Genomic DNA, 24,059 nt, shown 5'->3' with positions numbered 1-24,059 from the left:
CATGACCCGCACCGTTCTCGAGTCGAAGACCCGCACCGTGATCATGGGCTTCGACGAGCCCTTCTGCGTGATCGGCGAGCGGATCAATCCCACCGGGCGCAAGAAGCTGGCGGCCGAGTTGGAGGCCGGCGATTTCTCCACCGTTGTCGCCGATGCGCTGGCGCAGGTGGCGGCGGGCGCGGCAGTGCTCGATGTGAACGCGGGCGTGGTCTACAACTCCAACCCCGACCCGAATGTCACCGAGCCACCGCTGATGCGGCAGGTGATCGAGCTGGTGCAGGGCGTGGTGGATGTGCCTCTCTGCATTGACAGCTCGGTGCCCGGTGCGCTCAAGGCCGGGCTCGAGGCCGCCGAGGGCCGCCCGCTGCTGAACTCGGTCACCGGCGAGGAGGAGCGGCTCGAGCGCGTGCTGCCGCTTGTGAAGAAATACGGCGTGCCGGTGGTGGCGATTTCGAACGACGACACCGGCATTTCCGAAGACCCCGACGTGCGCTTCGCGGTGGCGCGCAAGATCGTCGAACGGGCGGCGGATTTCGGCATTCCGGCGCAGGACATCGTGGTGGATCCGCTGGTGATGCCGGTGGGGGCAATGGCCAGCGCCGGGCAGCAGGTTTTTGCCCTTGTCCGGCGGCTGCGCGAGGAACTCGGGGTGAACACCACCTGCGGCGCCTCGAACATCTCTTTCGGTCTGCCCGACCGGCACGGGATCAACACCGCCTTTCTGCCCATGGCGATCGGCGCGGGGATGACCTCGGCGATCATGAACCCCGTCGCCATGCCGGCGACCCAGGCAAAGATCGCCGCGAAGAAAGCCGAACTGGAGGCCGCCGGGGTGATCCTGCCGCCGCTGGAGGATGCGGCGTTCGTGCGGCTCTTCGGGCTGGGGGCGATGAGCGCCGGTCCCGGCGCCGAGATGCGGGCGATCCGTGCGGCGAACTTCCTGATGAACAAGGACCCGCACGGCACCGCCTGGATCGCGATGAACAAGGGCGAGGAAGGCGCCGGCGAGCCCCGTGGCGGTCGGCGCGGCGGGCGCCGGCGGCGGGCCTAGCGCAACGCGAGCCGGGCGGCTCGGCGCCGAGCGCCCTCCGTCACGGCCAGGCCGCGTAAGACGTCGCCGGGGCACTGCGCTTGGCCATGCGGCGCCGGAATCGGCTTGGAGGAACGCCCTCCATCCGTTTGAAAAACCTGTTGAAATAGGCTGGGTCGGAAAACCCGAGCCGGAACCCCACCTGCGCCACCTGCAGCCCCGAGTTCGTCAGCAACTCCGCCGCCTCGCGGTGCAGCGCCTCGTGCAGCCAGGTCTGCGGCGAGCGTCCCGTGGCGCGGCGCACCGCCCCCGCCAGCCGGTCCCGAGACACGCCCAGGGCCCGCGCGTAATCGCCCACCTCCCAGTGCTCGCGCAGGTGCAGACCCGCGAGTTGCACGAAGCCCTGCACCAGCCCGCCCGTCGCCACATCGGGCCGCGCCCGGCCCTCCTTCACCCCGCGCCAGAGCTGGATCAGCAGCATCGACAGCATGTGCCCGGCCATGATCTCGACCCCCGGCGCGCTCTCGGCCAGTTCCTCGCGCAGTTCGGCCATGCGCCGGGCAACGCGCTCGCGCTGCGCAGCCAGCGCCACCGAAAGGTCCGCCGCCAGGACTTGGCTCAACTCGTCATCGAAGGCAGAGCCGGGCAGCACCCGCGCCAGCGCCCCCTTCGACAAGGTCACCAGCTCGCCGCGGCTGCCCGGCGAGAGCTTCAACGCCCCGTCCCGCCCCGGGGCCAGCCAGACGAATCGTGGCGCCTCTATCTCCATGTCGCGCGCGCCGATCAGCACCCGGCCGCGCCCCGATTGCAGCGCCAGCAAACAGGCGTTTCCGGCGCGCAGCCCATAGGTCGTTTCGGCCAGAGGGCTGCGGATCTCATGCGCGGTGATGCCGTGATGCGCCGAGGGCCGAAGCGGGAAGGTTTTCATCGTGCTCATGATTTGTGCGCGCGAAGTGACTGATGAGTGCAATTCATCCCCGCATACGTGCATTTTATCAACAGATTTTTCGGATAGTTTCTTCATCACCCGCCACAGGACGCCTCGGGGAGAGGGCTGCCCGTGGCGCGACAGGATGCTTCGAAGGCATCGACCGGGAGGACAACATGACACAAAACACCCGGCGCGCCCTGTTGCGCGCTCTGCCGCTTGCAATGCCTTCGGCGCTTGCCCCCTGCGGCTACCTCCTGGGAAGCCGGGCGCGTGGTGGGCGACGGCAGTGCCGACGCGATGCGCAGTGATCCGGCGGTGCAGCGCGCTTTCCTCGGCGGCGCGACAGAGCCGCTTGAAACCGAATTGACCTGACCAAGGAGACACGAAGTCATGGACAGCCTGAACCTCTTTATCGACGGCGAGCACGTACCCGCCGAAGACAGCCGCGAGTTCGAACGCGCCAACCCGGTGTCGGGCGAAGTCGCCACGCGTGCCGCAGCGGCCAGCAAGGCCGACGCGATCCGCGCGGTGGATGCCGCTGCCGCGGCCTTCCCCGAGTGGGCCGCCGTCGCCCCCGGCCAGCGCCGCAAGCTGCTGATCAAGGCCTCGGAAGCACTGACCGCGCGTGGCGACGACATCGTCGCCGCGATGAAGGCCGAGATCGGCGCGACCGAGGCCTGGGCCCGGTTCAACGTCATGCTCGCCGCAGACATGCTGCTGGAAGCGGCCAGCCTGACCACCCAAATCAAGGGCGAGATCGTGCCCTCGAACCGCCCCGGATCGACTGCCTACGCGGTGCGCCAGCCCGCAGGCGTGGTGCTCGCCATGGCGCCCTGGAACGCGCCGGTGATCCTTGGCGTGCGCTCGATCGCGACGCCGCTGGCCTGCGGCAACACCGTGGTGATGAAGACCTCGGAGCTCTGCCCGCGCACCCATGCGCTGATCCTCGAGGCCGTGTCCGAAGCGGGCCTGCCCAAGGGCGTGGTCAACGCCATCTCCAACGCGCCCGAGGATGCGCCCGAACTGGTCGAGACGCTGATCGCCCACCCCGCCGTGCGCCGGGTGAACTTCACCGGCTCCACCCGCGTCGGCCGGATCGTCGCCGAGCTCTCGGCACGGCACCTCAAGCCGTCCCTGCTCGAACTGGGCGGCAAGGCGCCCTTCATCGTCCTCGATGACGCCGACATCCCCGCCGCCGTCGCGGCTGCCGGTTTCGGCGCCTACATGAACCAGGGCCAGATCTGCATGTCGACCGAGCGCATCATCGTCATGGACGAGATCGCCGACGCCTTCGTCGCGGCCTTTGCCGAGAAGGTCGAGAGCCTCACCGCGGGCGACCCGACCGAGGGCAAGGCCCCCCTCGGCAGCCTCGTCAACATCGGCGCCGCCGACCGCATCCGCGACCTCATCGAGGACGCCGTGCAAAAGGGCGCGCGGCTGATCGGCGGCGGCGGCGAGGGCACCATTCTCAACGCCGCGGCGCTGGATGGCGTGACCCCGCAGATGCGTCTCTATTCCGAGGAAAGCTTCGGCCCGGTGTCCTCGATCATCCGCGTAGGCTCGGTCGACGAGGCGGTGCGCGTGGCCAACGAAAGCGAGTTCGGCCTGTCCGCGGCGGTCTTCGGCCGCGATCAGGCCCGCGCCATGGCGGTCGCGCGGCGCATCGAAAGCGGGATCTGTCACGTCAACGGCCCGACCGTGCACGACGAGGCGCAAATGCCCTTCGGCGGGGTGAAGGATTCAGGCTACGGTCGCTTCGGCGGCACGTGGGGAGTCGCCGAGTTTACCGAATTGCGCTGGCTCACCACGCAGGACGGCGATCTGCACTACCCGATCTAAATGGACGCGATCGGATCGACTTAAACGGGAGGAACCGTCATGAAAACCAAACTGGCAAGAACCGCAGTCGCGGCCCTGGCCCTGAGCGTCGCCGCCGGCGGCGCATGGGCGCAGGACTACACCTTCAAGCTGCACCATTTCCTGGGGGCCAAGGCCCCGGCGCAGACCGACATGCTCGAGCCCTGGGCGAAGGCGGTCGAGGAGAACTCGGGCGGCAAGGTGAAGATCGAGATCTATCCCTCGATGACCCTCGGCGGGCGCCCGCCCGAGCTGATCAACCAAGTGCGCGATGGCGTAGTGGATCTCATCTGGACGGTGAACGGCTACACGCCGGGCCTGTTCCCGCGCACCGAGGTGATGGAGCTGCCCAACGTCTTCATCAACGACCCGGTGGCCACGAACCTCGCGATGCTCGACATGTACGACGCGTATCTCAAGGATGACTACGCAGGCGTCGAGCCGATGTTCCTGCACGTCCACGCGGGCCAGGCCATCCACACGGTCGACAAGGAAATCCGCAAGCCGGAGGACCTCGCAGGGCTCAAGATGCGCATTCCCACCCGCACAGGTGCCTGGGTGATCGAAGCCCTCGGCGCAACACCGGTCTCGATGCCGGTTCCGGACCTGCCGCAGGCCCTGTCGAAGAAGGTCGTCGACGGCGCCTTCATCCCCTGGGAGATCATCCCGGCACTGAAGCTGCAGGACCAGACCGAGTACCAGATCGAGGGTGCGGACAAGACCCGCTTCGGCACGACGACCTTCCAGGTCTCGATGAACAAGGCGCGCTGGGACGGTCTTCCCGAGGACATCCAGAAAGCGTTCCGCGACGCGTCGGGACGTGACTGGTTGATCGAGGTCGGCAACATCTGGCGCAACATCGACGAGCGCGGCATCAAGGTCGCGACCGACGCTAGCAACACCCATGTGACGCTCACCGAGGAAGAGACCGCAGCCTTCGAGACCGCGCTCGAGCCGGTGGTCGACCGCTGGGTCGAGGATGTCTCGGCCAAGGGCATCGACGGCGCCGCCATGGTCGCCATGGCCCGCGAGCGGATCAAGGCCAATGCCGAAGAGAGCATGAGCAACTGATGTTCGCCGCAGAAGTTCAGAACCGCAGCGGAGTTTCCGCTGCGGTCGCACGGCTTGTCACCTTCTGGGCGCTGCTGGGCGGCGCGCTGTTGCTGGTGATCGTGCTGATCAACGTCGCCTCGGTCGTCGGTGCCGTGGTGCTCAAACCCTTTCCCGGCGATTTCGAGCTCACCGAGATGGGCGTGGCGGTGGCGGTCTTTGCCTTCCTGCCCTACTGCCAGCTCACCGACGCCAACGTCACCGCCGACATCTTCACCGCGAACGCCCCCCGCCCGATGCTGGCGGTGCTGCGGGCGCTCGCCTCGCTGATCGCCTTTGGCTTCGCCGGCATCCTCGTCTGGCGCATGTACCTCGGGATGCTTGACCAGAAGGCCTACAATTACACGACGACGATCCTACAGGTGCCGATCTGGTGGGCCTTCGTGCCGATCCTCGTCTCGCTGGCGCTGCTCATTGCCGCCGCCGCCGTCACCTTCCGCGAAAGCCTGGAGGAGGCCCGGACATGAGCGATCCCATCACTCTCGGCATCCTGTCGCTGGTCGTCCTGATCGTGCTGATCGCGATCCGAATTCCCATTGCCTACGGGATGATCCTCGTCGGCGGCGTCGGCATCGCGCTGGTCAATGGCCCCATGCTGCTGATGAGCCAGCTGAAAACCCTCGCCTACGGGCAGTTCTCGATCTACGACCTCTCGGTCGTGCCGATGTTCGTGCTGATGGGCGAGCTGGCCACGGTCGCGGGCCTGAGCCACGCGCTCTTCCGCGGCGCCAATGCCTGGCTCGGCTGGATGCGCGGCGGCACCGCCATGGCGGCCATCGCCGGTTGCGCCGGCTTCGGTGCGGTCTGCGGCTCGTCGCTGGCCACCGCCTCGACCATGGGCAAGGTCGCCCTGCCCGAGCTCAAGCGCTACAACTACTCGGGCGCGCTGGCCACCGGCGCGCTTTCGGCCGGCGGCGTTCTGGGCATCCTGATCCCGCCCTCCGTGGTGCTCATCGTCTACGCGGTGATCGTCGAGGCCAATATCGTCACCATGTTCGCCGCGGCCATGCTTCCAGGCATCTTGGCGGTGCTCTTCTTCATCCTGACCATCGCGATCTACGTGCGTATCCGCCCCGCTTCGGGCCCCGCGGGCGGCGCGGCGAGCCGTTCCGAGTTCGTCACCGCCACGCTCGGCCTGCTGCCGGTCATGGTCATCTTCGGCCTTGTTCTGGGGGGCATCTACGGCGGCTTCTTCAACCCCACCCCTGCGGCCGCCGTCGGCGTCTTCCTCGTCTGGGTCTACGGTCTGGCCAAGCGCCGCGTCGGGCTGGCCGAGATGGTCGTCGCGCTGAAGTCCACCGCCCGCACCTCGGGGATGATCTACGTGATCCTTCTCGGTGCGGAGCTGATGAAGATCTTCATGTCCCGCATCGGCCTGCCGCAGCAGGCGGCGCAATGGATCGCCGAGAGCGGCATGGCCCCGATGATGGTCATGGTGCTGATCCTCATCGCGCTGATCCTGCTCGGCTGCCTGATGGACAGCATGTCGATGATCCTGCTGGTAATCCCCTTCTTCTGGCCGATGCTGGTCGAGCTGAACGGCGGACTCTACGCCACGGCTGACGGCGCGGGATTCGGAATGAGCACCGAGGATCTCAAGGTCTGGTTCGGCATCCTAGCCCTCATCGTCGCCGAGCTGGGGCTGATCACCCCGCCGGTGGGGATGAACGTCTTCATCATCTCGGCGCTGGCCAAGGACACGCCGATGATCGAGACCTTCAAGGGCGTCGCCCCCTTCTTCTGCGCCGAGCTGGTGCGGGTCGCGCTGATCCTCGCTTTCCCCGCACTCACGCTCTGGCTGCCAACCCTGCTGGGAGGCTGAACAATGAAAGACCAATCGACCGTCACCGCCGGGGGCGCGATCTTCCCCCGGCTGAAGGCGCTTGGCGTGGACTACGTCTTCGCCAACTCCGGCACCGACTTCCCGCCGATCATCGAGGGGCTGGCCCAGGCGGCCGCCGAGGGCATCGAGCTGCCGCAGGCGCTGGTCATGCCGCACGAACACGCCGCCATGGGCATGGCGCATGGCTACACCCTGATGACCGGCAAGGCGCAGGCGGTGATGCTGCACACCAATGTCGGGCTGGCGAATGGCGCCATCGGCGCGATCAACGCCGCCTGCGAGCATATCCCGATGATCCTCATGTCGGGCCGCACCCCGGTCACCGAAGAGGGCCGCTTTGGTGCCCGCACCGTGCCGATCGGCTGGGGGCAGGAGATGCGCGACCAGGCCGCGCTGGTGCGCGAGGCCTCCAAATGGGAGTATGAGCTGAAGTTCCCCGAGCAGGTCACCGGCCTGCTGGACCGCGCCCATGCCATCGCGACCTCCACCCCGAAGGGACCGGTCTACCTGTCCATCCCGCGCGAGGTGCTCTGCGAGCCCGTGCCGACCGAGGGCCTCGACGCGGCCCCTTCCATTGCCGCCTCCGAGACCGCGCCGAACCCCGAGGCGATTGCCACCCTCGCCCGCTGGCTGTCCGAGGCGGAAGCCCCGCTGATCATCGCCCAGCGTGGCGCCGGCGACGCGGCAAGCTTCGAAGCCTTCTCGGCATGGGCCGAGGACTGGGGCATCGCGGTCTGCTCCTGGTGGGCGACGCATCTTGCCATCGCCACCGACCATCCCTGCCACGTCGGCGCCGATCCCGGCCCATGGCTGGCCGGTGCCGACGTGGTGCTGATCCTTGACTGCCTTGCCCCCTGGATGCCCGACGCCCATGCGCCGCGCCCAGGGGCAAAGGTGGTCAACATGGGCCCCGACCCGATCTTCTCGCGCTTCCCGGTGCGCAACTTCCGCTCGGACCTGTCGATCACCGGCGAGAACGCCCGGACGCTCCCCGCGCTGATCACCGCCATGGAGGGCCTGCCCAAAGGCGATCACGTCGCCCCCCGCCGCGCCCGGCTTGCCGAGACCACGGCAAAGGCCCGCGAGGCGCAGCGCAAGGCGGCCCAGCCGCAGGGAGACCTACTCACCAAGCCCGCCGTCAGTCGGATCCTCGGCGAGGCCCTCGACGCGCAGGACGCCCCCAGCACGGTCTTTTCCGAGCTCGGGACGATGCTCGGCCCGCTGCCGCGCCGCGCGCATCGCGCCTGGTTCCAGGAGCCGCATTCCGGTGGTCTGGGCTGGTCCTTCCCAGCGGCGCTCGGTGCGCAGCTCGCCGAGCCGCAGCGCATTTGCGTCGCCACGCTCGGCGACGGCAGCTACATGTTCGCCAACCCCGTGGCCTGTCACCAGATCGCCGAGGCGCTGGCCCTGCCGATCCTGATCGTGATCCTCAACAACGCCGAATGGGGCGCTGTGCGGGCCTCGGTCACCGGACTCTATCCCGAGGGCGCCGCGGGCAAGGCCAACGTCATGCCGCTCACCGGTCTCGCGCCCAGCCCCGACTTCTGCAAGGTGGCCGAGGCGAGCAACGCCTTCGCCCGTGCCGTCGAGACCCCCGAGCAGCTCCGCCCTGCCCTCGACGAGGCGCTGAGGGTGATCCGCGAAGAGCGCCGCTGCGCGCTGCTCAACGTGCGCATCGCCGGCTGAGACCGTGCAATTCCTGCCCGGCGGCGCGCGCGGACCCGCCGCCGGGTCTGCGTATATGAAAAGAGAAGAAGGGCCCGGGTCGCACCTCGGGCCCTTCTTCTCTTGCAAAACACGCCGGGGTGAGCCGCGCAGCAGAGAGGGGCAGAGCTCCTCACTTCGGCCCTCCACGGGCCTTGCACGGCACCAGAAACGCAGAACGGCGCCCGAATGGGCGCCGTCCACAACTCCGGTCAGGAGTCGGAAAAGCTCAGGAGGCTTCCTTGATGAACTTCACCGCGTCGCCGAAGGTCTGGATGGTCTCGGCTGCGTCATCGGGGATCTCGATGCCGAACTCTTCTTCGAAGGCCATAACCAGTTCCACGGTGTCGAGGCTGTCCGCGCCCAGATCGTCGATGAACGAGGCGCTCTCGGTCACCTTGTCTTCTTCAACGCCCAGGTGCTCAACCACGATCTTGCGCACGCGATCAGGGATATCGCTCATTCTTCTGTCCTCACAATGTGTCTGGGTCTCTCGACCCGTCTTTGCCCTTGCCCTAGCGGGGTGGCTGCTCAATCCGCCCGGAACCGGGCAACGTAACCCCGGAAGACCCGGGAAAGACCAGAACGGCACGACTGCGCCGACCCGATCCAAGTTCCTGCGCGCCTATAGCATAAGCACGCAGGATGGCAAACGCTTTCCGCCGTGCCCGAAGGCGCGGGGTCAGAGCATCGCCATACCGCCGTTCACATGCAGCGTCGCGCCTGTGACATAAGCAGCTTCCTGGCTGGAAAGATAGAGCACCGCAGCGGCAATTTCATCGGCGGTGCCCATGCGGCCCGCGGGGATCTGCCCCATGATGCCGGCTTTCTGGTCATCGTTCAGCTTGTCGGTCATCGCCGTCTCGATGAAACCGGGCGCCACGGAATTGGCGGTGATCCCGCGAGAGGCGACCTCATAGGCCAGCGACTTGGTCATCCCGACAAGGCCCGCCTTGGCCGCGGCATAGTTGCCCTGGCCCGGGTTGCCGGTGGCCCCGACGATCGACGAGATGTTCACGATGCGGCCCCAGCGCGCCTTCATCATGCCGCGCAGCACGCCCTTGCAGAGCTTGAAGGTGGCGGTGAGGTTCACGTCGAGCACCTGCTGCCATTCGTCATCGGACATGCGCATGAAAAGGTTGTCACGGGTGATGCCGGCGTTGTTCACCAGGATGTCGACCGAGCCCATCGCATCCGCCGCCTGTTTCGGCAGCGCCGCCACGGCCTCGGGATCCGAAAGGTTGCAGGGCAGCACGAAAGCGCGATCGCCGAGCTCCGCGGCCAGTTCCTGCAGCGGCGCCTCGCGGGTGCCCGAGAGCCCCACCGTGGCCCCCGCCTCGTGCAGCGCCTTGGCGATGGCGCCGCCGATGCCGCCCGAAGCGCCGGTGATCAGCGCGTTTTTTCCCGTCAGATCGAACATAAGGCCCGTGCCCCTCTGCTTTTCCGTAACTCGTTCCGGGCGATATGGCATCCCAGCGTCTTTCGGGCAAGGGCCAGTGCCCAGGGCCCGGCCCGGTCTTGTCTCCCTGACATGTCTCCCTGGCGCGGCGCTGTCCCGCGTGCCGGCGCCATGCTATGCCCGCCGCATGGAACCGCATCCGCCCGTTTTCACCTGCCGGCTGACCGGCGAGACAGCCGAAGTGTTCGGCGGTACCGGCGACGAGGTCTTCCCCTACTGGAGCTTTACCAAGACGGTCCTGGCGATCTGCGCGCTGAAGCTGGTCGAGTCCGGGGCGCTGCGCCTCGACACGCCCCGCCCCGGCGAGGGCTTCACCCTGCGCCAGCTTCTGGACCACACCGCAGGGCTGCCTGAGTATTGCGCCCTGCCCGCCTATCGCGCTGCAGTCGCCTCGGACGAGGAGGCCTGGTCCCGCGACCAGATCTACGAGGCCACCATGGCGCAGGGTCCGCGCTTCGCCCCGGGGCAGGGTTGGGCCTATTCCAACCTCGGCTACATGCTGGTGCGCGAGCGCATCGAGGAGGCCGCGGGTCAGCCCTTTGCAGCCCTGCTCTCCGAAGTCACTACCCGGCCACTCGGCCTGCAGAGCATTGCGCTCGCCAGCCGCCGCGCCGATTTCGCCCGCGTCCACTGGCCCGAGGCGCGGGGCTACCATCCGGGCTGGGTCTACCACGGCTGCCTCATCGGTACGGCGGCGGATGCCGCACGCCTGTTGCAGGCGCTCTTCTCCGGCGCCCTGCTTGCGCCTGCCACGCTGGCACAGATGCTGCGGCGCCACCGCCTCGGCGGCGCGCTCGACGGGCGTCCCTGGACCGATTGCGGATATTCGCTCGGGCTGATGACCGGAAGGACCGGCGCTGTCGGGCGGGCGCTCGGCCATTCCGGCAGCGGTCCCTTCTGCGTCAACGCAGTCTACCACTTCCCGGACGCGAAGCCGCCAGTGACCGTCGCAAGCTTTGCCGGGGGCGCGGCAGAAGGCGTCGCGGAAAGCGCAGCCGTGCACCACGTTTGCGCGTGACGGCCGGTCGAGATCCAAGCGGCGCGTGGACGCGCACGTCCTTGACAAGCCGCCAGATCCGGTCGCGCTTCGCGGAGGGCCAAGACCCGAGATTGCCGGGAGCGCCCCAACCGAACGAACCCGATGAAAACTATCAACTATATGATTTCCTGATATTTTTCCGCTTTGCCTCTTGCTCCGCGCCCGAGGGGAGGCTATTCATCCTCCAAGACAGCGAGCTAGCCCGAACGCCAGCCAGCTATCGGTATCCTCCCCCGCCAGATGACGTCGCCACCCGGTCTTTTTCCCGAGGCAGCAAGGCAAGCGCAGCCAGCGTCGCGGAGGTCACACTCCAAGGAAAGCCTGTGCCTGACGCCTTCCATGCCGATGGTGGCAAACCCATGAAGCAAATCCCCTTGGTCTGAATCTTTCGCCGGGTCGGGCGACCACTCTGGGCCTTTGCGGTGAACTCGCGGGAACCGCGCAGCGTCACCAAGCGCGGAATGATGGGCGGCCCGCCGAGCTGAAGCTCGTCTTGGAAGCGACCCAACCAAAAGCCCCGGAAAATGGAAAGATTTTCCAAACCCGGGGCAACTGGTATTAAAAAAGGACTTTTGTATATGTAACGCCCTCCCCTTCGGCACCGGGAAATTCCGGCTCTTTGCACCGCAGGATCGTCAGGCATGTCAGCCCACTCACGGACCAAATGTGACGTTGGGTCATGTAGGTGATTCCGTCCAGCGTTCTCACCTCTCGGTTGCCGAGATTTCTACGAGAATCAATCGTGGGAAAGTCGAAGGACTAGATGATGTGGCGGCGCTTTGGCCTCTGCATAGGCCGCCACCTGCTCTGCGCTCGCAAAGCAGGCAAGACCTGCGCTGACTCCGAACACACCGATTCTGATCCGGAAGGGAGTCTCCCCGCTGGCCGGATCCAAGATCACAGATTCTCCGCGGCAAACCCGGCCCTCAGCCCGCTGCGGCCAGCCGCCGCGACGCGCCTCCTTTCCACCGCAACGCCGGCGCCTCGATCAGGTGCCAAGACAACGCCGCAAGGACGAGCGTAATGGGCAGCGCACAGGCCATGTTCCAGAGCGGCCACGTTAGGCCCGCCCAGGCCAGGAACTGCTGCACCGGGAAGGCGTAGAGATAGGTTCCATAGGAATAGTCCCCAAGGCGGTTGTAGATCTGAAGGCATGGCAGCCGCGCGTAGCCAAGGACGAAGATCGCATAGCTCACCGCCAAGATGAGAAGCGGGTGGAACAGCGGCGTCGACCAGGACGCCGCGGCGATCACGCCGCCGAATGCTGCGTGCCACGGCGAAAGCGGAATTTTCTCGCGATAGACCCATAGCGACATTCCGGCGGCGAAGGGCAGCGCCAGTTTCGCCAGCGCCGCCAGACGTGGATGCAGGTCACTCGCCTCGGTCACGGCCCAGGCCACGCTGAGGCTGACGCATGCGAGGCCGAACAGACCCGGGCGCACGAGCAGCCCCAGAAGGCCACAGAAGACGACTCCGAGGTAGCACAGGACTTCGTAGTTGAGCGTCCAGAGCGAGCCGTTGATTGCCGGCCCGTAGGGATTGGCCACGAAGACGCCCGGCAAGTCATAGTGAGGGAAGACCAGCGTCAAGTTGCGCAGGACATAGCCCGGCGTGGCAGCCAGGTAGACGTCGACCGGAACCTGGCTCAGCCCTGCGCAAGCAAGAACCGTCAGGGCCAGCACCACAATCAGCGCCGGAAAGAGCCGCAGCGCCCGGGCCCGCAGGAAATCGCTGACCGACGCCTTCGTGGCAAAACTGCGCGCGATAAAGAACCCTGAGATCGCAAAGAAGATCATCACGCAGAGGCTGCCCAAGGACCACCCTCTCAGCGCGAGCGCCAGGGGCTCTTCGGCGCCGGGGCCGAGGCTGATCGGATAGGCATGCGAAATGAGCACCCCGATCGCGGCCAACATCCTCAGGAGATTGAAGTTGTTGTCGCGGCCCGCAGCGCGGTCGGCGATCGTTGGGATCCTCTGTCGTAACACATAAACCTCTTTCGCCATTCGATCGCCGGGCGGTGGGCACCAAAGCGCGGCGTGGACTGCCACAAGCCCCGGATCCCTGCGCCCGCCGGACGGCGCAAATGCACCTGCCGCCGATATCGAACACCGCCGGATCCATCTTTGGCAGAAGGAAGAAGAATATTTTCTTAACGCGCCACCCGACACCTGCGGAGATGATCCACAGAGCCGTCACGCTGGCCGCTCATGCCTGAAGGTCGAGAAAAATGGTGCGGGTGAAGGGACTTGAACCCCCACGCCTTGCGGCGCCAGAACCTAAATCTGGTGCGTCTACCAATTTCGCCACACCCGCACGCAGGTGCGCGCGGCACCCGGATCGGCTGGATATCTAACAAAGTGCCTCGGGCGACGCGAGAGGAAAAATCGCCCCGAGGCTTGCGGCGCCCCTACGGTCATTTTTATGCGGGGCCCGCTAGGGCGGGGGAGCGCCCCCAGCCCCCAGATCGCGCAGGACGGACGGGAGCGCCTCGGCAAGATCCTCGGCGATCAGCCCGGGACCGAAGTGGCGCGCCGCTTCGACATGCACGAAGGCGGCGGTCTGCGCGGCCTGCAGCGGCGCGGCGCCCCGCGCCAGGAGCCCGCAGGTCAGCCCGGCCAGCACATCGCCGGCCCCGGCGGTGGCGAGCCAGGGGGCGGCCCGCCCATAGGCCGCGGCATGGACCGAAGCCGGACCTCCCGGAGCGGCGATCACCGTGTCCGGGCCCTTCAAGAGCAGGGTGCAGCCCGCCCGCTCTGCCGCCGCCCGCGCCGCATCGACCCGCGAAAAGGCCGGCCCATGCTGCGCAGGCGCAGACAGGCGCGCGGCAAGGTCCGGGAAGAGCCTGGCAAACTCGCCATCATGCGGGGTGAGAACGACGGCCGGATGCAACTGGGAAAAGAGCGTTTCGGGGGCGTCCGAATAGGCGCTCAGCGCGTCCGCATCCAGCACGGTCGCCCGGCCTGCCGCAAGCGCGACGGGCACCAGGTCGCGCGCGCGCTCGATCCCAAGGCCGGGCCCGAGGCAGAGCGCGTTGAGACGCCCGTCCTCGAGGACTGCGCTGAGGTCTTCCCCCGCCTCCACCCGGCGCAGCATCAGCGCGGTGATCTGCGCCGCGACCTCCATCTGCGCCGCGCCCGGCACGGCGAGCGTCACCAGCCCCGCGCCGATCCGCAGTGCCGCACGCGCGGCCAGACGCGCGGCGCCGGTACGCCCGAAGCCGCCCCCCAGCACCAGCGCGTGACCATGTCCGTACTTATGCCCTGCGCGCTTGGCGAGCGGGAAGGTCGGCGCCTCGATCAGCGCCGCGGGATCTGCCACCAGCCCGTCCGGCAGGCCGATCTCTGCCACCTCCAGCGCGCCGCAGAGCGCGGGCCCCTCCCCAAGGTAATGCCCCAGCTTGGCGGCGTGGAAACTGACCGTGAGGTCCGCGCCGAAGACCGCGGCATCGTCACCGCCGATGCGCCGCCCGGAATCCGCGCAGAGCCCCGAGGGCAGATCCACCGCCACCCGCTGCCAGCCAGCGAATCCCGGCGCGTCCAAACAGGAGAATACCTGCGCCACCTCCGGTCCGAGCCCGCGGGTGAGCCCCGTGCCGAAGAGCGCGTCGATCAGAACCCCCTTGGGTCCGGCGGCCACGGGCGGCGCGTCGAAGGGCAGCCGGCCCACCGGACCGAGCGCCGACCAGCGGTCGTGGTTGAGCCGCGCATCCGGCGGCAGGCGCTCGGCATCGCCCAGCAGAAAGACCTCCACCTGCCAGCCGAGCCCGGCCAGAAGCCGCGCGATGACGAAGCCGTCGCCGCCGTTGTTGCCCGGTCCGCAGAGCACCAGCGCATGTGCAGGAGCAATGGCAAGCTGGGGCCATCTTGCCAGCAGCGCCGCGACCACGCCCTGCCCCGCCCGCTCCATCAGATCGGCGCCACTGCCAGCCCCGCGGGCCATTCCTGTCCGCTCGGCGCTGCGCATTTGTGCAGCCGTCAAAAGGACGCTCATGCGGCGCTCATGCGCGATTCAATTCTGCTCATTTCACAAGCGACTTGCGCAAAAAATAACCACATGCCAAAAATCGCCTCATATTTCCTTGCCCGGAAACCCTATCCGATTGTCGCGGTCGATGAGAAGTGGTCTGGCAGGGTCCGACACGGGAAAACGAGGAGACAGGGCCATGAAGAAGGTCGAGGCGATCATCAAGCCGTTCAAGCTCGACGAGGTTAAGGAAGCGTTGCAGGACGCAGGCATCCAAGGCCTCTCCGTGCTCGAAGTGAAAGGTTTCGGTCGTCAGAAAGGCCACACCGAGCTCTACCGGGGCGCGGAGTATGTGGTTGATTTTCTTCCGAAGGTGAAGATCGAAGTCGTCTTGGACGACGATCAGGTCGACGCCGCGATCGAGGCGATCATCTCTGCCGCGAAAACCGACAAGATCGGTGACGGCAAGATCTTCGTCAGCCCCATCGAGCAGGCCATCCGTATCCGCACCGGCGAATCCGGCTCCGACGCGCTCTGAGTCGAAACCGCCCTGCGTCATCTCCCGCGCGCCACCGGACGCGCGGCGAGCTGAAACCATCAGAACACACCGGACCCAAGTACAGAAAGGGAAGAAGGGAATGAGCAAGGACGCAGTTCTCAAGCTTATTAAGGATGAGGACGTAGCCTACGTCGACATCCGCTTTACCGACCCGCGCGGCAAGCTCCAGCACGTGACCGTCATCGCCGACCTCGTCGACGAAGACTTCCTCGACGAAGGCTTCATGTTCGACGGCTCGTCCATCGCCGGCTGGAAGTCGATTGAAGCTTCCGACATGAAGCTCATGCCCGACACCGAAAGCGCCTACATCGACCCGTTCTACGCCGAGAAAACGCTCTGCCTGCACTGCTCGGTCGTCGAACCCGACACCGGCGAAGCCTATGACCGCGACCCGCGCGGCACCGCAGCCAAGGCAGAAGCCTACCTGATCTCCTCGGGCATCGGCGATGCGGCCTACTTCGGCCCGGAAGCTGAATTCTTCCTGTTCGACGACGTGAAGTACTCGGTCGCCCCGAACAAGGTGTCCTACGAGGTCGACGCAGACCACGCTGCCTGGAACACCGACGCCGACTTCGAGATGGGCAACCTGGGCCACCGTCCGACCTACAAGGGCGGCTACTTCCCGGTGAACCCGATGGACGACGGCCAGGACATCCGTTCCGAGATGCTCTCGACCATGAAGCGTCTGGGCATGAAGGTCGACAAGCACCACCACGAAGTTGCGACCTCGCAGCACGAGCTGGGCCTGATCTTCGGCACGCTGACCAAGCAGGCCGACGAGCTGCAGAAGTACAAGTACATCATCCACAACGTGGCACAGGCCTACGGCCGTTCGGCGACCTTCATGCCGAAGCCGATCAAGGGCGACAACGGCTCGGGCATGCACGTGAACATGTCGATCTGGAAGGACGGCAAGCCGCTCTTCGCAGGCGACAAATACGCTGACCTGTCGCAGGAAGCGCTGTACTTCATCGGCGGCATCCTGAAGCACGCGAAGGCCCTCAACGCCTTCACCAACCCGGCGACCAACTCCTACAAGCGTCTGGTTCCGGGCTACGAAGCGCCGGTTCTGCGCGCCTACTCCGCACGCAACCGCTCGGGCTGCGTCCGTATTCCGTGGACCGAATCGCCGAAGGCAAAGCGTGTGGAAGCTCGCTTCCCCGACCCCTCGGCAAACCCCTATCTTTGCTTCGCGGCTCTGCTGATGGCTGGCCTCGACGGCATCAAGAACAAGATCGATCCGGGCGAAGCCATGGACAAGAACCTCTACGACCTTCCGCCGGAAGAGCTCGCAGAGATCCCGACCGTCTGCGGCTCGCTGCGCGAAGCGCTCACCGAGCTGGAAGCCGACATGGACTTCCTGCTGGCCGGCGACGTGTTCACCAAGAGCCAGGTCGAAGGCTACATCGCGCTGAAGATGGAAGAGCTCGAAGCCTATGAAATGACGCCGCACCCGGTGGAATTCGCACTGTACTACAGCTGCTGATCCAACTTTCACGGACCGCACGGAAAGGCGCCCCACGGGGCGCCTTTTTCATGCCGAAATTCTGCCCTGCATTCTCCAGATTGCCTTAGGAGTGTGGGCGACGAGGGAATTTCTACCTCGCGAGACACAGAGGACTTTTCAGCATGAACAAGGATTTCGCCGGGCGCTCCGAAACAGCCTCGCGGCCAAACGCGGTGCGGAACTTCGCCGCCGAGCCGGGAACGCCGTTCGCCGCCTACCCCGAAGACGACGCCCGCGCCCGAAGGCGGCGCGTCCAGCGGCTGGTCTTGCTGAGCTTCAGCCTTGTCACGCTGCTGAGCCTCGCCGGTATGATCATCACCCGCGCGATGGAGATCGCATCGCTCTGACGCACCCGACGCGCGGGGGCGGCTGGGCAAACTCCCGCCTTGTGACCCCAAGTCTGGGCTGCATCCCTTTCCGCAGCCGGGGCCACGCACTAGGTTGCTGCGGCACATGCGTTTGTTCGGAGTCCCAAGAATGCGCCGCACCTTTATGAATATCCTCGCAGCCGCCTCGCTGTCCCTCTCGGCCGGAGCCGCCATCGCGGCGAGCTGCGGCAACACCGCCTCGGGCTTCGATGCGTGGAAACGCGAATTCGCCGCCGAGGCGCAGCGCGCGGGCGTCGGCGAACGCGGCATTCAGGCGCTGATGGGCGCCCCCTACTCGAGCTACACGATCAAGGTCGACCGCAGCCAGAAGGGCGTCAAATACCCGCTCGACGAGTTCATCCGAATCCGCCTCGGCTCGGTTGATGGTTTCGCGGCGCAGGTCCGCAAGCGCCGCGACCAGAACCGGCAGTTCTACAATGCCCTTGAGCAGCGCTACGGCGTGCCCGCCGGCATCCTGCTGGCGATCCACGGCATGGAAACCGGGTTCGGCCGGACCATGGGCAACGTGCCGGTCGTCTCCTCGATCACCACCGTGGCCTACGACTGCCGCCGCTCGGCCTTCTTCACCCCGCACGCGATCGCGGCGCTGCAGATGGTCGACCGCGGGATGCTCTCGCCCAGCCAACAGGGCGCCGCCCATGGTGAGCTTGGCCATACCCAGTTCCTGCCGGGCAATGCGCTGCGCTACGGGGTCGACGGAAATGGCGACGGGCGGGTCGATTTCTACAACCAGTACGACGCGCTGGCCTCCACCGCCAATTTCTTGCGCCAGAAAGGCTGGCAGCCCGGTCAGCCCTTTGGCGAGGGCACAGCGAACTTCCGCGTGCTGAACGAATGGAACGCCGCGACCGTCTACCAGCAGGCCATTGCCTTGGTTGCGCAGAAAGTCGGCTAGTTTACATTTACGCAACCCGGGGTGGTCCGATTTTTCTCAAATCGTCCTCCCCGGGACCTGTTTGAGACAAAGTTCTTCCTCATTTGGCGCGCAAAACTGGCGTCTAAGACCCTTGAGAAGGAACATGTGGATGACGGGCAAAGCCCCCTACGCGGCCCTCTACCTGCCCGACACGGCACGCCCGGATCTTGTCCAGTTGCTGAAAATGGCGGGTAAAACCCTGCTTGCGCATGACAATTCCTCGGGCCGCCCGCTTCTCGTCTCGCGCCGACGTCTGGCGCTGATGGGCGACCGCATGGGGCTCTGCCTGACCCATTTCGACGGAACGCGCGGCACGCCGCGCATCGTGCTGCGGGTGCTCTGCCGCGAAGGCGGTCTCGCCAGCGGCCCCAAGGCCATCGCGCTGCTGCTCGAGGCGGTGCGCCGGCTCTCGCCGCTGTGTGCGGCAACCGAGATCGAGTGGCTCTCTCCCCGGACCCGGCTCTCGCCAGAGACCTTGCCCGACCAACTCACCCGCCCGCCGCGCAAGCGACTTGCGCCGATCGACCCCGCAGCCGAGAAGCTGCTGGCCGAGGGAATCCGAGACGCCATGGCCGAGACGCTGACCGATCCCGCCGAGCCGACCATTCCCAGGGCCTCGGGGCTGCCCATGGTCGTTGCGGTGTCCGATCCGGCGCAGACGCGGCTGTCGCTGGCCGCCTGGGCGATGACCGGGCTTCTGGCGATGATCAACCTGCCCGTCGCCTTGGTGCTGGCCGCCGTCGCTCTAACACGCGGGATGGACATTCGCCTCGCGACGCAATTCCTCAGCTTCACCGTCCTCGGGGTCTTCCTCGACAATGCCGGACTGCTGAACCTGACGCTCTAAGGCGTGTCGGGCCCGCGCTCGACGACGAAGGTGTGGATCGAGAAGACCACCGCCTCCGTTTCGGGCAGCCGCACGAGGCACTGACGCTCCGAGCGCAGATAGGGCGCGGTCGCGGGGTTGGCCCGGTCCGTGTTGCTGCGCCGCGGCCCCGGCTGGAACAGCGTGGGATCGTCGTGAAACAGCCGGTTGAAACGCACCAGCGGTTTACCCGGGCCCACCCCGTCGAAGAGCCTCTGCACCCGGCGGCCGATGTTGTCATCATACTCGGGAATCGGAACGTGGATGACACTGAGCGGACGCGAGATCTTATCCGCCAGCCGCCAGCCCGCCGGGAAGCAGAGCGCCGCCCCTGTCAGAACATGTTCGTCGCCGCGTTTCTGCAGCAGGCACAGGTCTTCCTGAACCAGCACGCCGAGCGTGCCCATGGGGTCGTTCCGGTCGAGCGCCACCTCGACGCCGTCGGGCCGGGTCACCACCTCGCCTTTGCGCGTGAAGGACGCGGGCAGATGCGCCAGAACCACCTCGAGCAGTTCCTGCGCGGCGGGCATCGCGTCGGGCTCGATCGCCAGAACCGCCGCGCGCTGCGTCGCCAGCAGGCGCTCGCGTTCCGCCATCTGCGCGGCATAGGCATCGTCGACCTGCAGCCAGGCCGCCGGATCGAGCGGAGCGATCCCTGGCAGTGGCTTCATCTGAGTCAGGTCATGGGGAATCCGTGCCTGCACGATCATCACGTCATTCTCCGCTCTCGGCCCTCCAGAGGGGCAGCTTCTCGCGCAGCACGCAGACAGAGCGCTGCGGCGCGTAGCGCGGCAGATCATCCAGAGCCACCCAGCGAAGGTCGTGTGATTCCGCGTTCCCATGCAAGGGGTTCGCAGGGTCAGCCTCGAAGAGAAACCGCAAATCGTAGTGAAAATGTGCGGGCTCATCAGCGCGGGCGGGGATCTCGTGGATGTCGATGTCGAAAAGTCGCGGCGATAGCAGGCGAGGGGACAAACCGGTCTCTTCGACGATCTCGCGCGCGGCCACCCCCGCCACGTCCGGATCGCCGTCGCAATGTCCGCCGGGCTGCAGCCAGCGGCCCAGCTTGGCGTGATGCATCAGAAGCGTGAAGCCCCGGCAGGGAGAGACCACGAAGCCCGAGCCGGTGACGTGATCCTCCATCGGGTCTCGGGCATAAGGATCGGCCCCGCGCGTCATCAGCGCCCCGAGCGCCGCCCAGTTCTGCCGGTCGCGCGCGTCGCGCAGATCCATGGTCCACGGCAGATCGGTCATTTTCGCTCCTTGCGCGCCAAGGCCGGAAGCGATGCCCCCGGCCCTGTCATTGTCTCCATGGTCCACGCGCTCAGGGCTCGAGGTCACGCCCCAGCGCCTGTTCCAGCGCAGGCAGGAAGTCCTCGGTGTAGAGCGTGCCGGCCAGAGGGCCGACGTGCTTGTGCAGCACCGTGCCGTCGCCGCCGAGGATGAAGGTCTCGGGCGGGCCGGTTACCCCCCATTCGATCGCCGCGCGGCCCTGCGGATCAAAAGGCACACCGATAAAGGGCGAGCCGTCTTCGGTCAGGTAGCCCGAGGCGGCCCCGGTCTTGTCCTTGTAGTTCACGCCCACGATGCGCACGTCCTGCTCCTGCAGGTGCAGCAGCACCGGATGCTCTGCGCGGCACGGCGGGCACCAGCTCGCCCAGAAGTTCACCACGGTCACCTCGCCGGTGCGCAGATCCGCATCCGCCACCGGGGCAAAGCCGTCGAGCGTTGCCGGGGGCAAGGCCGGAGCCGGCTTGCCGATGAAGGTGGACGGCAGTGAGTTGGGATCGCCGCGCTGCATGCCGAAATAGGCCATCACCGCGAATCCGGCGAAGATCAGCGGCGGAATCACCATCAGGGGCGAGACCTTAGCCATGGCGTTTCACCCTCTGTTCGATCTTTTCGAGTTCGGCCCGGACGCGGCGGGAGCGGCGCAGGCTCACAGCGACCAGCGCACTGATCAGCGCCAGGCTCACCCCGTAGGAGGCGAGCACGGCAAAGGCGTATTTCCCCAGATCGGGCATCATGTCCGGCCCTCCCGTGCCAGCAGCGCGCGCGACCGGCGGGCGCGGATTTCGGTCTGCGTGCGCAGGAAGACCAGCGCCACGAAAAGCAACACGAAACCGGCGATGCAGACCAGCAGCGGATACCAGAAGACGTCGGCGACGTTCTCTTCCTTGTCCAGCGACAGCGAGGCGCCCTGGTGCAGTCCCTGGTTCCAGAACAGCACCGCGTAGCGCGACAAGAGCGCGAAGACCGAGCCGACAAGGCAGAGGATCGAGGTCAAATCCGCCGCGGTGTCATCGTTCTCGATCGCCGACCACAGCGCCATGTAGCCAAGGTAGAACAGGAAGAGGATCAGGAAAGAGGTGAGCCGCGGGTCCCAGGCCCACCAGGTCCCCCACATCGGCTGTCCCCAGAGCGCGCCGGTGGCCAGCGCGATGACGGTGAAGGTTGCCCCGATCGGTGCGGCGGCGCGCGCCGCCAGCGCCGAGACGTGGTGGCGGCGAACGATCCAGATCAGCGAGGCGGCCAGCATCATGATCCAGGCATTGATCGCCATCAGCGCGGCGGGCACGTGCAGGTAGATGATCTTGACCGTGGCGCCCTGCCGGTAGTCGTCTGGCGTGAAGAAATAACCCCAGACCAGCCCCACCCCGAGGCAAACCACTGCCGCGACCGACACCCAGGGCAGGATGCGGTCGGTGGTGCGGATGAACTTCACCGGATTGGCGTATTCCCAGATCGACATGCGGCTCCCCTAGCCCAGCTCGCGCCTCTTTACACTTCAAATATTCGGCAGCGGCAATGCTTGCCGGCGCCCTGTGACCTCTCAGCGCAGGTTGATCCTCAGCACCGCGGCGCTGGCGAAAGGCAACAGCGCCAATGTGCCGAAGCTGATCCCGGCCAGCATCAGCAGTGGCGTCTGCACCGCCAGCCCCTCGGCCCCGCGTCGCGCGACCTCTGCGCCGAAGATCAGCGTCGGCACATAAAGCGGCAGCACGAGGATCGACAGCAGCAGCCCGCCCCGTTTCAGCCCTACGGTCAGCGCCGCGCCGAAGGTGCCGATGACTGAAAGCGCCGGTGTGCCGAGTGCCAGCGAGACCAGCACCCAGAGGTATCCCGAGGGCGGCAGGCTCAGCAACACGCCGAGCGCGGGCGCGGCAAGCACAAGGGGCAGGCCGGTGGTGATCCAATGGGCCAGCGCCTTGATCGTGACGATTCCCTCCAGCGGCAGCGGCGCCGTGGCCAGAAGGTCGAGCGAGCCGTCCTCCCAGTCGAGCGCGAAGATGCGGTCGAGCGACAGCAGGCAGGCCAGCAGCGCGCCGATCCACAAGACGCCCGGCGCAATGCGGCTCAGCAGGCCGGTCTCGGGGCCGACGCCGAAGGGGATGAGGACGGTGACGACGAGGAAAAAGGCAAGTCCGAGGCCAAAGCCCCCACCCGCGCGAACCGCGAGCCGCAAGTCCCTGAGAAGAAGCGCAATCACAAGAAGGCCTCATCTTCCAGAGACACCCGGGGCGCGGCCTTGAAGGGGGTGACGTCAAGGACCTCTGCCTCGTCGAGTCCCAGATCGATATGGGTTGCCAGCAGCGCCGAGCCGCCCGCTGCGAGATGGCCGCGCACCGCCTCGGCAAAGCGCGCCACCGAGGCCGTGTCGAGCGAGACCGTCGGCTCGTCCAGCACCCAGACCGGGCGCCCGGTCACCATCAGCCGGGCCAGGCCCAAGCGGCGCTTCTGCCCGGCAGAAAGCGTCCCGGCCATGCGCTCCTCGAGCCCGCGCAGGTCGAAGGCCTCGAGAGCGGCCTCGATGTCGGTCTGCGCAAAGACCTGCGCCCAGAAGCGCAGGTTCTCGGTGACCGAGAGCATGGATTTCAGACCATCGGAATGAGCGGCATAGGCGATGCGTTCGCCCGCCCCCTCGATCTTGCCCTCGAAGGCCGGTTGCAGCCCGGCGATGGTGCGCAGCAAGGTGGTCTTGCCCGAGCCGTTCGGCCCGCGCAGCACGAGTGCGCGCCCGGAGGAGAGCGTGAAGCTCAGCCGCTCCAGCACGGGCACGCCGCCCCGGGCGACGGCCAGATCGCGAACAGTCAGGGTCATGGGCAGGGTCATGCCACGGGCTTACCCCAGCCGAATGGCCCGGGAAAGCGCGAAAGCCGCGCCGTGACAAGCTGTTGCAAGGTCATGGCTGGTCCGGCACAGGCGCCGCGGGCGCGGCCGGATTGGCTAAGGCTCTGAAGATGCCAGGTCAGACGGGCATGGCCGCCAAGGCCACCCGGCGTCCCTCGCCCAGCAGCACGTTGTAGGTGCGGCAGGCCGAGGGAGAGTTCATCACCTCGACCCCGACGCCCGCTTCTTCGAGCCGGCTCGACAGCGTCTTGGGCAGCAACGCGATGTCGCCCCCCGTGCCGACGAAGAGCACGTCGATCTTGCCCGCGAGCGAGACCAGCGTGTCCTCGTCCGACAGTCCCGCCCAAGGCTTCATGCCATCGGGAGAGAGGCAGACGCCGCCGTCGACAGGACGCCCGCCAATGCGGAAAAATCCCGGGCCGTAGCCTTCGACCGGCATCGCGTCGCTGAAGTTGATTTCATTCATCCGCATGGTTCTTCCCCTGGTCCCATACAGGCGGCCCGAAGCGGACCGCGGTCCCTGTGATCGCGCCGATCCCGCTGTGCACCCCTCCCGAAACGATGCACGAAGCATGATCATGCCGCGCTGCGGCAGCATAAGGCCGAAACATGAAAAATCAAAGCTAATTACCCCGCGCGACCATTGCCCCACTGCTTGGGGCGGGCAGCGGGCGGCGCAGGTGGAGGGCAAGCATAGCGGGGATATACGAAAGCGACAAAGCCCTAGACCAAAGTCTAGGGCTTTGCTCGCGCACC

Annotated in this window: 25 protein-coding genes and 1 tRNA gene; 12 read left to right on the top strand and 14 right to left on the bottom strand. The window is 66.7% G+C overall.

What is annotated here, in order from left to right; all coding sequences use genetic code 11:
* Position 1 precedes the first annotated feature (1 nt).
* Entirely contained in the window at positions 2–1,051 is a 1,050-nt protein-coding gene (locus CEW88_RS06165) for a dihydropteroate synthase (protein WP_108965168.1), read from the top strand.
* Positions 1,052–1,091: 40 nt separating this feature from the next.
* On the opposite strand, the gene CEW88_RS06160 is transcribed toward CEW88_RS06165, so the two are convergent.
* Positions 1,092–1,967, bottom strand: a complete 876-nt coding sequence (locus CEW88_RS06160; RefSeq protein WP_159099565.1) for an AraC family transcriptional regulator — start codon at positions 1,965–1,967, stop codon at positions 1,092–1,094.
* 384 nt (positions 1,968–2,351) lie between these two features.
* On the opposite strand from CEW88_RS06160, the gene CEW88_RS06150 reads away from it, so the two are divergent.
* The 5 genes from CEW88_RS06150 to CEW88_RS06130 are packed head-to-tail and all read left to right on the top strand — an operon-like array spanning position 2,352 to position 8,457.
* A complete protein-coding gene (locus tag CEW88_RS06150; RefSeq protein ID WP_108965166.1) occupies positions 2,352–3,800 on the top strand; it encodes an aldehyde dehydrogenase in 1,449 nt (482 codons plus the stop codon).
* Between the two features lie 39 nt (positions 3,801–3,839).
* Entirely contained in the window at positions 3,840–4,889 is a 1,050-nt protein-coding gene (locus tag CEW88_RS06145) for a TRAP transporter substrate-binding protein (protein ID WP_108965165.1), read from the top strand.
* Positions 4,889–5,395 (top strand): TRAP transporter small permease, encoded by a 507-nt coding sequence (locus CEW88_RS06140; RefSeq protein WP_108965164.1) that lies wholly within the window; start codon positions 4,889–4,891, stop codon positions 5,393–5,395. Before CEW88_RS06145 ends, CEW88_RS06140 begins: the two co-directional genes overlap by 1 nt.
* Positions 5,392–6,750 (top strand): TRAP transporter large permease, encoded by a 1,359-nt coding sequence (locus CEW88_RS06135; protein WP_108965163.1) that lies wholly within the window; start codon positions 5,392–5,394, stop codon positions 6,748–6,750. The genes CEW88_RS06140 and CEW88_RS06135 overlap by 4 nt, the downstream gene beginning before the upstream one ends.
* 3 nt (positions 6,751–6,753) lie before the next feature.
* Positions 6,754–8,457, top strand: a complete 1,704-nt coding sequence (locus CEW88_RS06130) for a thiamine pyrophosphate-requiring protein (protein ID WP_108965162.1) — start codon at positions 6,754–6,756, stop codon at positions 8,455–8,457.
* Between the two features lie 247 nt (positions 8,458–8,704).
* Here the strand turns inward: CEW88_RS06130 and CEW88_RS06125 are convergent, their stop codons facing one another.
* Together CEW88_RS06125 and fabG are read right to left on the bottom strand one after the other, a co-directional pair.
* Complete coding sequence (locus tag CEW88_RS06125) at positions 8,705–8,938, bottom strand: acyl carrier protein (RefSeq protein ID WP_007800270.1); 234 nt, start codon at positions 8,936–8,938, stop codon at positions 8,705–8,707.
* Between the two features lie 219 nt (positions 8,939–9,157).
* Positions 9,158–9,895, bottom strand: coding sequence for a 3-oxoacyl-[acyl-carrier-protein] reductase (fabG, locus tag CEW88_RS06120; RefSeq protein ID WP_108965161.1), 738 nt, complete (start codon positions 9,893–9,895; stop codon positions 9,158–9,160).
* Positions 9,896–10,061: 166 nt separating this feature from the next.
* Here fabG and CEW88_RS06115 point away from each other — a divergent pair, with 166 nt between their 5' ends.
* On the top strand, positions 10,062–10,952 hold the full coding sequence (locus CEW88_RS06115; protein ID WP_108965160.1) for a serine hydrolase domain-containing protein: 891 nt from the start codon (positions 10,062–10,064) through the stop codon (positions 10,950–10,952).
* A 947-nt stretch (positions 10,953–11,899) separates the two neighbouring features.
* On the opposite strand, the gene CEW88_RS06110 is transcribed toward CEW88_RS06115, so the two are convergent.
* The 3 genes from CEW88_RS06110 to CEW88_RS06100 form a co-directional block, all read right to left on the bottom strand.
* Positions 11,900–12,976 carry an acyltransferase family protein gene (locus tag CEW88_RS06110; protein ID WP_108965159.1) on the bottom strand — a complete coding sequence of 359 codons (1,077 nt, stop codon included), beginning with the start codon at positions 12,974–12,976 and terminating at the stop codon, positions 11,900–11,902.
* A 225-nt stretch (positions 12,977–13,201) separates the two neighbouring features.
* Positions 13,202–13,286: transfer RNA gene (locus CEW88_RS06105), tRNA-Leu, on the bottom strand.
* A gap of 120 nt (positions 13,287–13,406) precedes the next feature.
* The gene (locus CEW88_RS06100) at positions 13,407–14,963 is read right to left on the bottom strand and encodes an NAD(P)H-hydrate dehydratase (protein ID WP_108965158.1); all 1,557 of its coding nucleotides are present in this window, start codon (positions 14,961–14,963) and stop codon (positions 13,407–13,409) included.
* A gap of 172 nt (positions 14,964–15,135) precedes the next feature.
* On the opposite strand from CEW88_RS06100, the gene CEW88_RS06095 reads away from it, so the two are divergent.
* From CEW88_RS06095 to CEW88_RS06075, 5 genes are all read left to right on the top strand, one after another.
* Positions 15,136–15,474, top strand: coding sequence for a P-II family nitrogen regulator (locus CEW88_RS06095; protein ID WP_108965157.1), 339 nt, complete (start codon positions 15,136–15,138; stop codon positions 15,472–15,474).
* 100 nt (positions 15,475–15,574) lie between these two features.
* Positions 15,575–16,981 carry a type I glutamate--ammonia ligase gene (glnA, locus tag CEW88_RS06090; RefSeq protein WP_108965156.1) on the top strand — a complete coding sequence of 469 codons (1,407 nt, stop codon included), beginning with the start codon at positions 15,575–15,577 and terminating at the stop codon, positions 16,979–16,981.
* 143 nt (positions 16,982–17,124) lie between these two features.
* On the top strand, positions 17,125–17,349 hold the full coding sequence (locus CEW88_RS06085) for a hypothetical protein (RefSeq protein ID WP_108965155.1): 225 nt from the start codon (positions 17,125–17,127) through the stop codon (positions 17,347–17,349).
* A gap of 130 nt (positions 17,350–17,479) precedes the next feature.
* Positions 17,480–18,286 (top strand): lytic murein transglycosylase, encoded by an 807-nt coding sequence (locus tag CEW88_RS06080; protein WP_370457275.1) that lies wholly within the window; start codon positions 17,480–17,482, stop codon positions 18,284–18,286.
* A gap of 130 nt (positions 18,287–18,416) precedes the next feature.
* Positions 18,417–19,154 (top strand): hypothetical protein, encoded by a 738-nt coding sequence (locus tag CEW88_RS06075; protein WP_108965154.1) that lies wholly within the window; start codon positions 18,417–18,419, stop codon positions 19,152–19,154.
* Here the strand turns inward: CEW88_RS06075 and CEW88_RS06070 are convergent.
* From CEW88_RS06070 to CEW88_RS06035, 8 genes are all read right to left on the bottom strand, one after another.
* Positions 19,151–19,882 (bottom strand): heme-dependent oxidative N-demethylase family protein, encoded by a 732-nt coding sequence (locus tag CEW88_RS06070; RefSeq protein ID WP_108965153.1) that lies wholly within the window; start codon positions 19,880–19,882, stop codon positions 19,151–19,153. The genes CEW88_RS06075 and CEW88_RS06070 overlap by 4 nt on opposite strands.
* A 4-nt stretch (positions 19,883–19,886) precedes the next feature.
* Positions 19,887–20,426, bottom strand: a complete 540-nt coding sequence (locus tag CEW88_RS06065) for an NUDIX hydrolase (protein WP_193989058.1) — start codon at positions 20,424–20,426, stop codon at positions 19,887–19,889.
* Between the two features lie 70 nt (positions 20,427–20,496).
* Positions 20,497–21,048, bottom strand: coding sequence for a DsbE family thiol:disulfide interchange protein (locus CEW88_RS06060; RefSeq protein ID WP_254694452.1), 552 nt, complete (start codon positions 21,046–21,048; stop codon positions 20,497–20,499).
* Complete coding sequence (gene ccmD / locus CEW88_RS06055; protein WP_108965152.1) at positions 21,041–21,199, bottom strand: heme exporter protein CcmD; 159 nt, start codon at positions 21,197–21,199, stop codon at positions 21,041–21,043. The genes CEW88_RS06060 and ccmD overlap by 8 nt, the downstream gene beginning before the upstream one ends.
* Positions 21,196–21,924: a heme ABC transporter permease gene (locus CEW88_RS06050; RefSeq protein WP_108965151.1), complete on the bottom strand. Its 729-nt coding sequence runs from the start codon at positions 21,922–21,924 to the stop codon at positions 21,196–21,198. Before CEW88_RS06050 ends, ccmD begins: the two co-directional genes overlap by 4 nt.
* An 81-nt stretch (positions 21,925–22,005) precedes the next feature.
* Positions 22,006–22,662 (bottom strand): heme exporter protein CcmB, encoded by a 657-nt coding sequence (gene ccmB, locus CEW88_RS06045; protein WP_108965150.1) that lies wholly within the window; start codon positions 22,660–22,662, stop codon positions 22,006–22,008.
* A complete protein-coding gene (gene ccmA, locus CEW88_RS06040; RefSeq protein ID WP_108965149.1) occupies positions 22,659–23,273 on the bottom strand; it encodes a heme ABC exporter ATP-binding protein CcmA in 615 nt (204 codons plus the stop codon). Before ccmA ends, ccmB begins: the two co-directional genes overlap by 4 nt.
* A 148-nt stretch (positions 23,274–23,421) precedes the next feature.
* Positions 23,422–23,775 (bottom strand): Mth938-like domain-containing protein, encoded by a 354-nt coding sequence (locus CEW88_RS06035; protein ID WP_108965148.1) that lies wholly within the window; start codon positions 23,773–23,775, stop codon positions 23,422–23,424.
* Between the last annotated feature and the right edge of the window lie 284 nt (positions 23,776–24,059).

Source organism: Alloyangia pacifica (genome assembly GCF_003111685.1).
GTDB lineage: Bacteria > Pseudomonadota > Alphaproteobacteria > Rhodobacterales > Rhodobacteraceae > Salipiger > Salipiger pacificus_A.
The sequence above is the reverse complement of the archived record's forward strand: the minus strand, read 5'-3'. Positions and strand labels throughout refer to the sequence as shown.

What these genes read in the sequence shown, in the direction of transcription:
- CEW88_RS06150 (WP_108965166.1), top strand. Translation starts at nt 2,352, where the DNA reads ATGGACAGCCTGAACCTCTTTATCGACGGCGAGCACGTACCCGCCGAA.
- CEW88_RS06080 (WP_370457275.1), top strand. Translation starts at nt 17,480, where the DNA reads ATGCGCCGCACCTTTATGAATATCCTCGCAGCCGCCTCGCTGTCCCTC.
- CEW88_RS06035 (WP_108965148.1), bottom strand. Translation starts at nt 23,775, where the DNA reads ATGCGGATGAATGAAATCAACTTCAGCGACGCGATGCCGGTCGAAGGC.
- CEW88_RS06125 (WP_007800270.1), bottom strand. Translation starts at nt 8,938, where the DNA reads ATGAGCGATATCCCTGATCGCGTGCGCAAGATCGTGGTTGAGCACCTG.
- CEW88_RS06110 (WP_108965159.1), bottom strand. Translation starts at nt 12,976, where the DNA reads ATGGCGAAAGAGGTTTATGTGTTACGACAGAGGATCCCAACGATCGCC.
- CEW88_RS06065 (WP_193989058.1), bottom strand. Translation starts at nt 20,426, where the DNA reads ATGACCGATCTGCCGTGGACCATGGATCTGCGCGACGCGCGCGACCGG.
- CEW88_RS06060 (WP_254694452.1), bottom strand. Translation starts at nt 21,048, where the DNA reads ATGGCTAAGGTCTCGCCCCTGATGGTGATTCCGCCGCTGATCTTCGCC.
- CEW88_RS06095 (WP_108965157.1), top strand. Translation starts at nt 15,136, where the DNA reads ATGAAGAAGGTCGAGGCGATCATCAAGCCGTTCAAGCTCGACGAGGTT.
- CEW88_RS06135 (WP_108965163.1), top strand. Translation starts at nt 5,392, where the DNA reads ATGAGCGATCCCATCACTCTCGGCATCCTGTCGCTGGTCGTCCTGATC.
- glnA (WP_108965156.1), top strand. Translation starts at nt 15,575, where the DNA reads ATGAGCAAGGACGCAGTTCTCAAGCTTATTAAGGATGAGGACGTAGCC.
- CEW88_RS06145 (WP_108965165.1), top strand. Translation starts at nt 3,840, where the DNA reads ATGAAAACCAAACTGGCAAGAACCGCAGTCGCGGCCCTGGCCCTGAGC.
- CEW88_RS06075 (WP_108965154.1), top strand. Translation starts at nt 18,417, where the DNA reads ATGACGGGCAAAGCCCCCTACGCGGCCCTCTACCTGCCCGACACGGCA.
- CEW88_RS06085 (WP_108965155.1), top strand. Translation starts at nt 17,125, where the DNA reads ATGAACAAGGATTTCGCCGGGCGCTCCGAAACAGCCTCGCGGCCAAAC.
- CEW88_RS06115 (WP_108965160.1), top strand. Translation starts at nt 10,062, where the DNA reads ATGGAACCGCATCCGCCCGTTTTCACCTGCCGGCTGACCGGCGAGACA.
- ccmA (WP_108965149.1), bottom strand. Translation starts at nt 23,273, where the DNA reads ATGACCCTGACTGTTCGCGATCTGGCCGTCGCCCGGGGCGGCGTGCCC.
- CEW88_RS06160 (WP_159099565.1), bottom strand. Translation starts at nt 1,967, where the DNA reads ATGAGCACGATGAAAACCTTCCCGCTTCGGCCCTCGGCGCATCACGGC.
- ccmD (WP_108965152.1), bottom strand. Translation starts at nt 21,199, where the DNA reads ATGATGCCCGATCTGGGGAAATACGCCTTTGCCGTGCTCGCCTCCTAC.
- CEW88_RS06070 (WP_108965153.1), bottom strand. Translation starts at nt 19,882, where the DNA reads ATGATCGTGCAGGCACGGATTCCCCATGACCTGACTCAGATGAAGCCA.
- CEW88_RS06050 (WP_108965151.1), bottom strand. Translation starts at nt 21,924, where the DNA reads ATGTCGATCTGGGAATACGCCAATCCGGTGAAGTTCATCCGCACCACC.
- CEW88_RS06130 (WP_108965162.1), top strand. Translation starts at nt 6,754, where the DNA reads ATGAAAGACCAATCGACCGTCACCGCCGGGGGCGCGATCTTCCCCCGG.
- fabG (WP_108965161.1), bottom strand. Translation starts at nt 9,895, where the DNA reads ATGTTCGATCTGACGGGAAAAAACGCGCTGATCACCGGCGCTTCGGGC.
- CEW88_RS06165 (WP_108965168.1), top strand. Translation starts at nt 2, where the DNA reads ATGACCCGCACCGTTCTCGAGTCGAAGACCCGCACCGTGATCATGGGC.
- CEW88_RS06140 (WP_108965164.1), top strand. Translation starts at nt 4,889, where the DNA reads ATGTTCGCCGCAGAAGTTCAGAACCGCAGCGGAGTTTCCGCTGCGGTC.
- CEW88_RS06100 (WP_108965158.1), bottom strand. Translation starts at nt 14,963, where the DNA reads ATGAGCGTCCTTTTGACGGCTGCACAAATGCGCAGCGCCGAGCGGACA.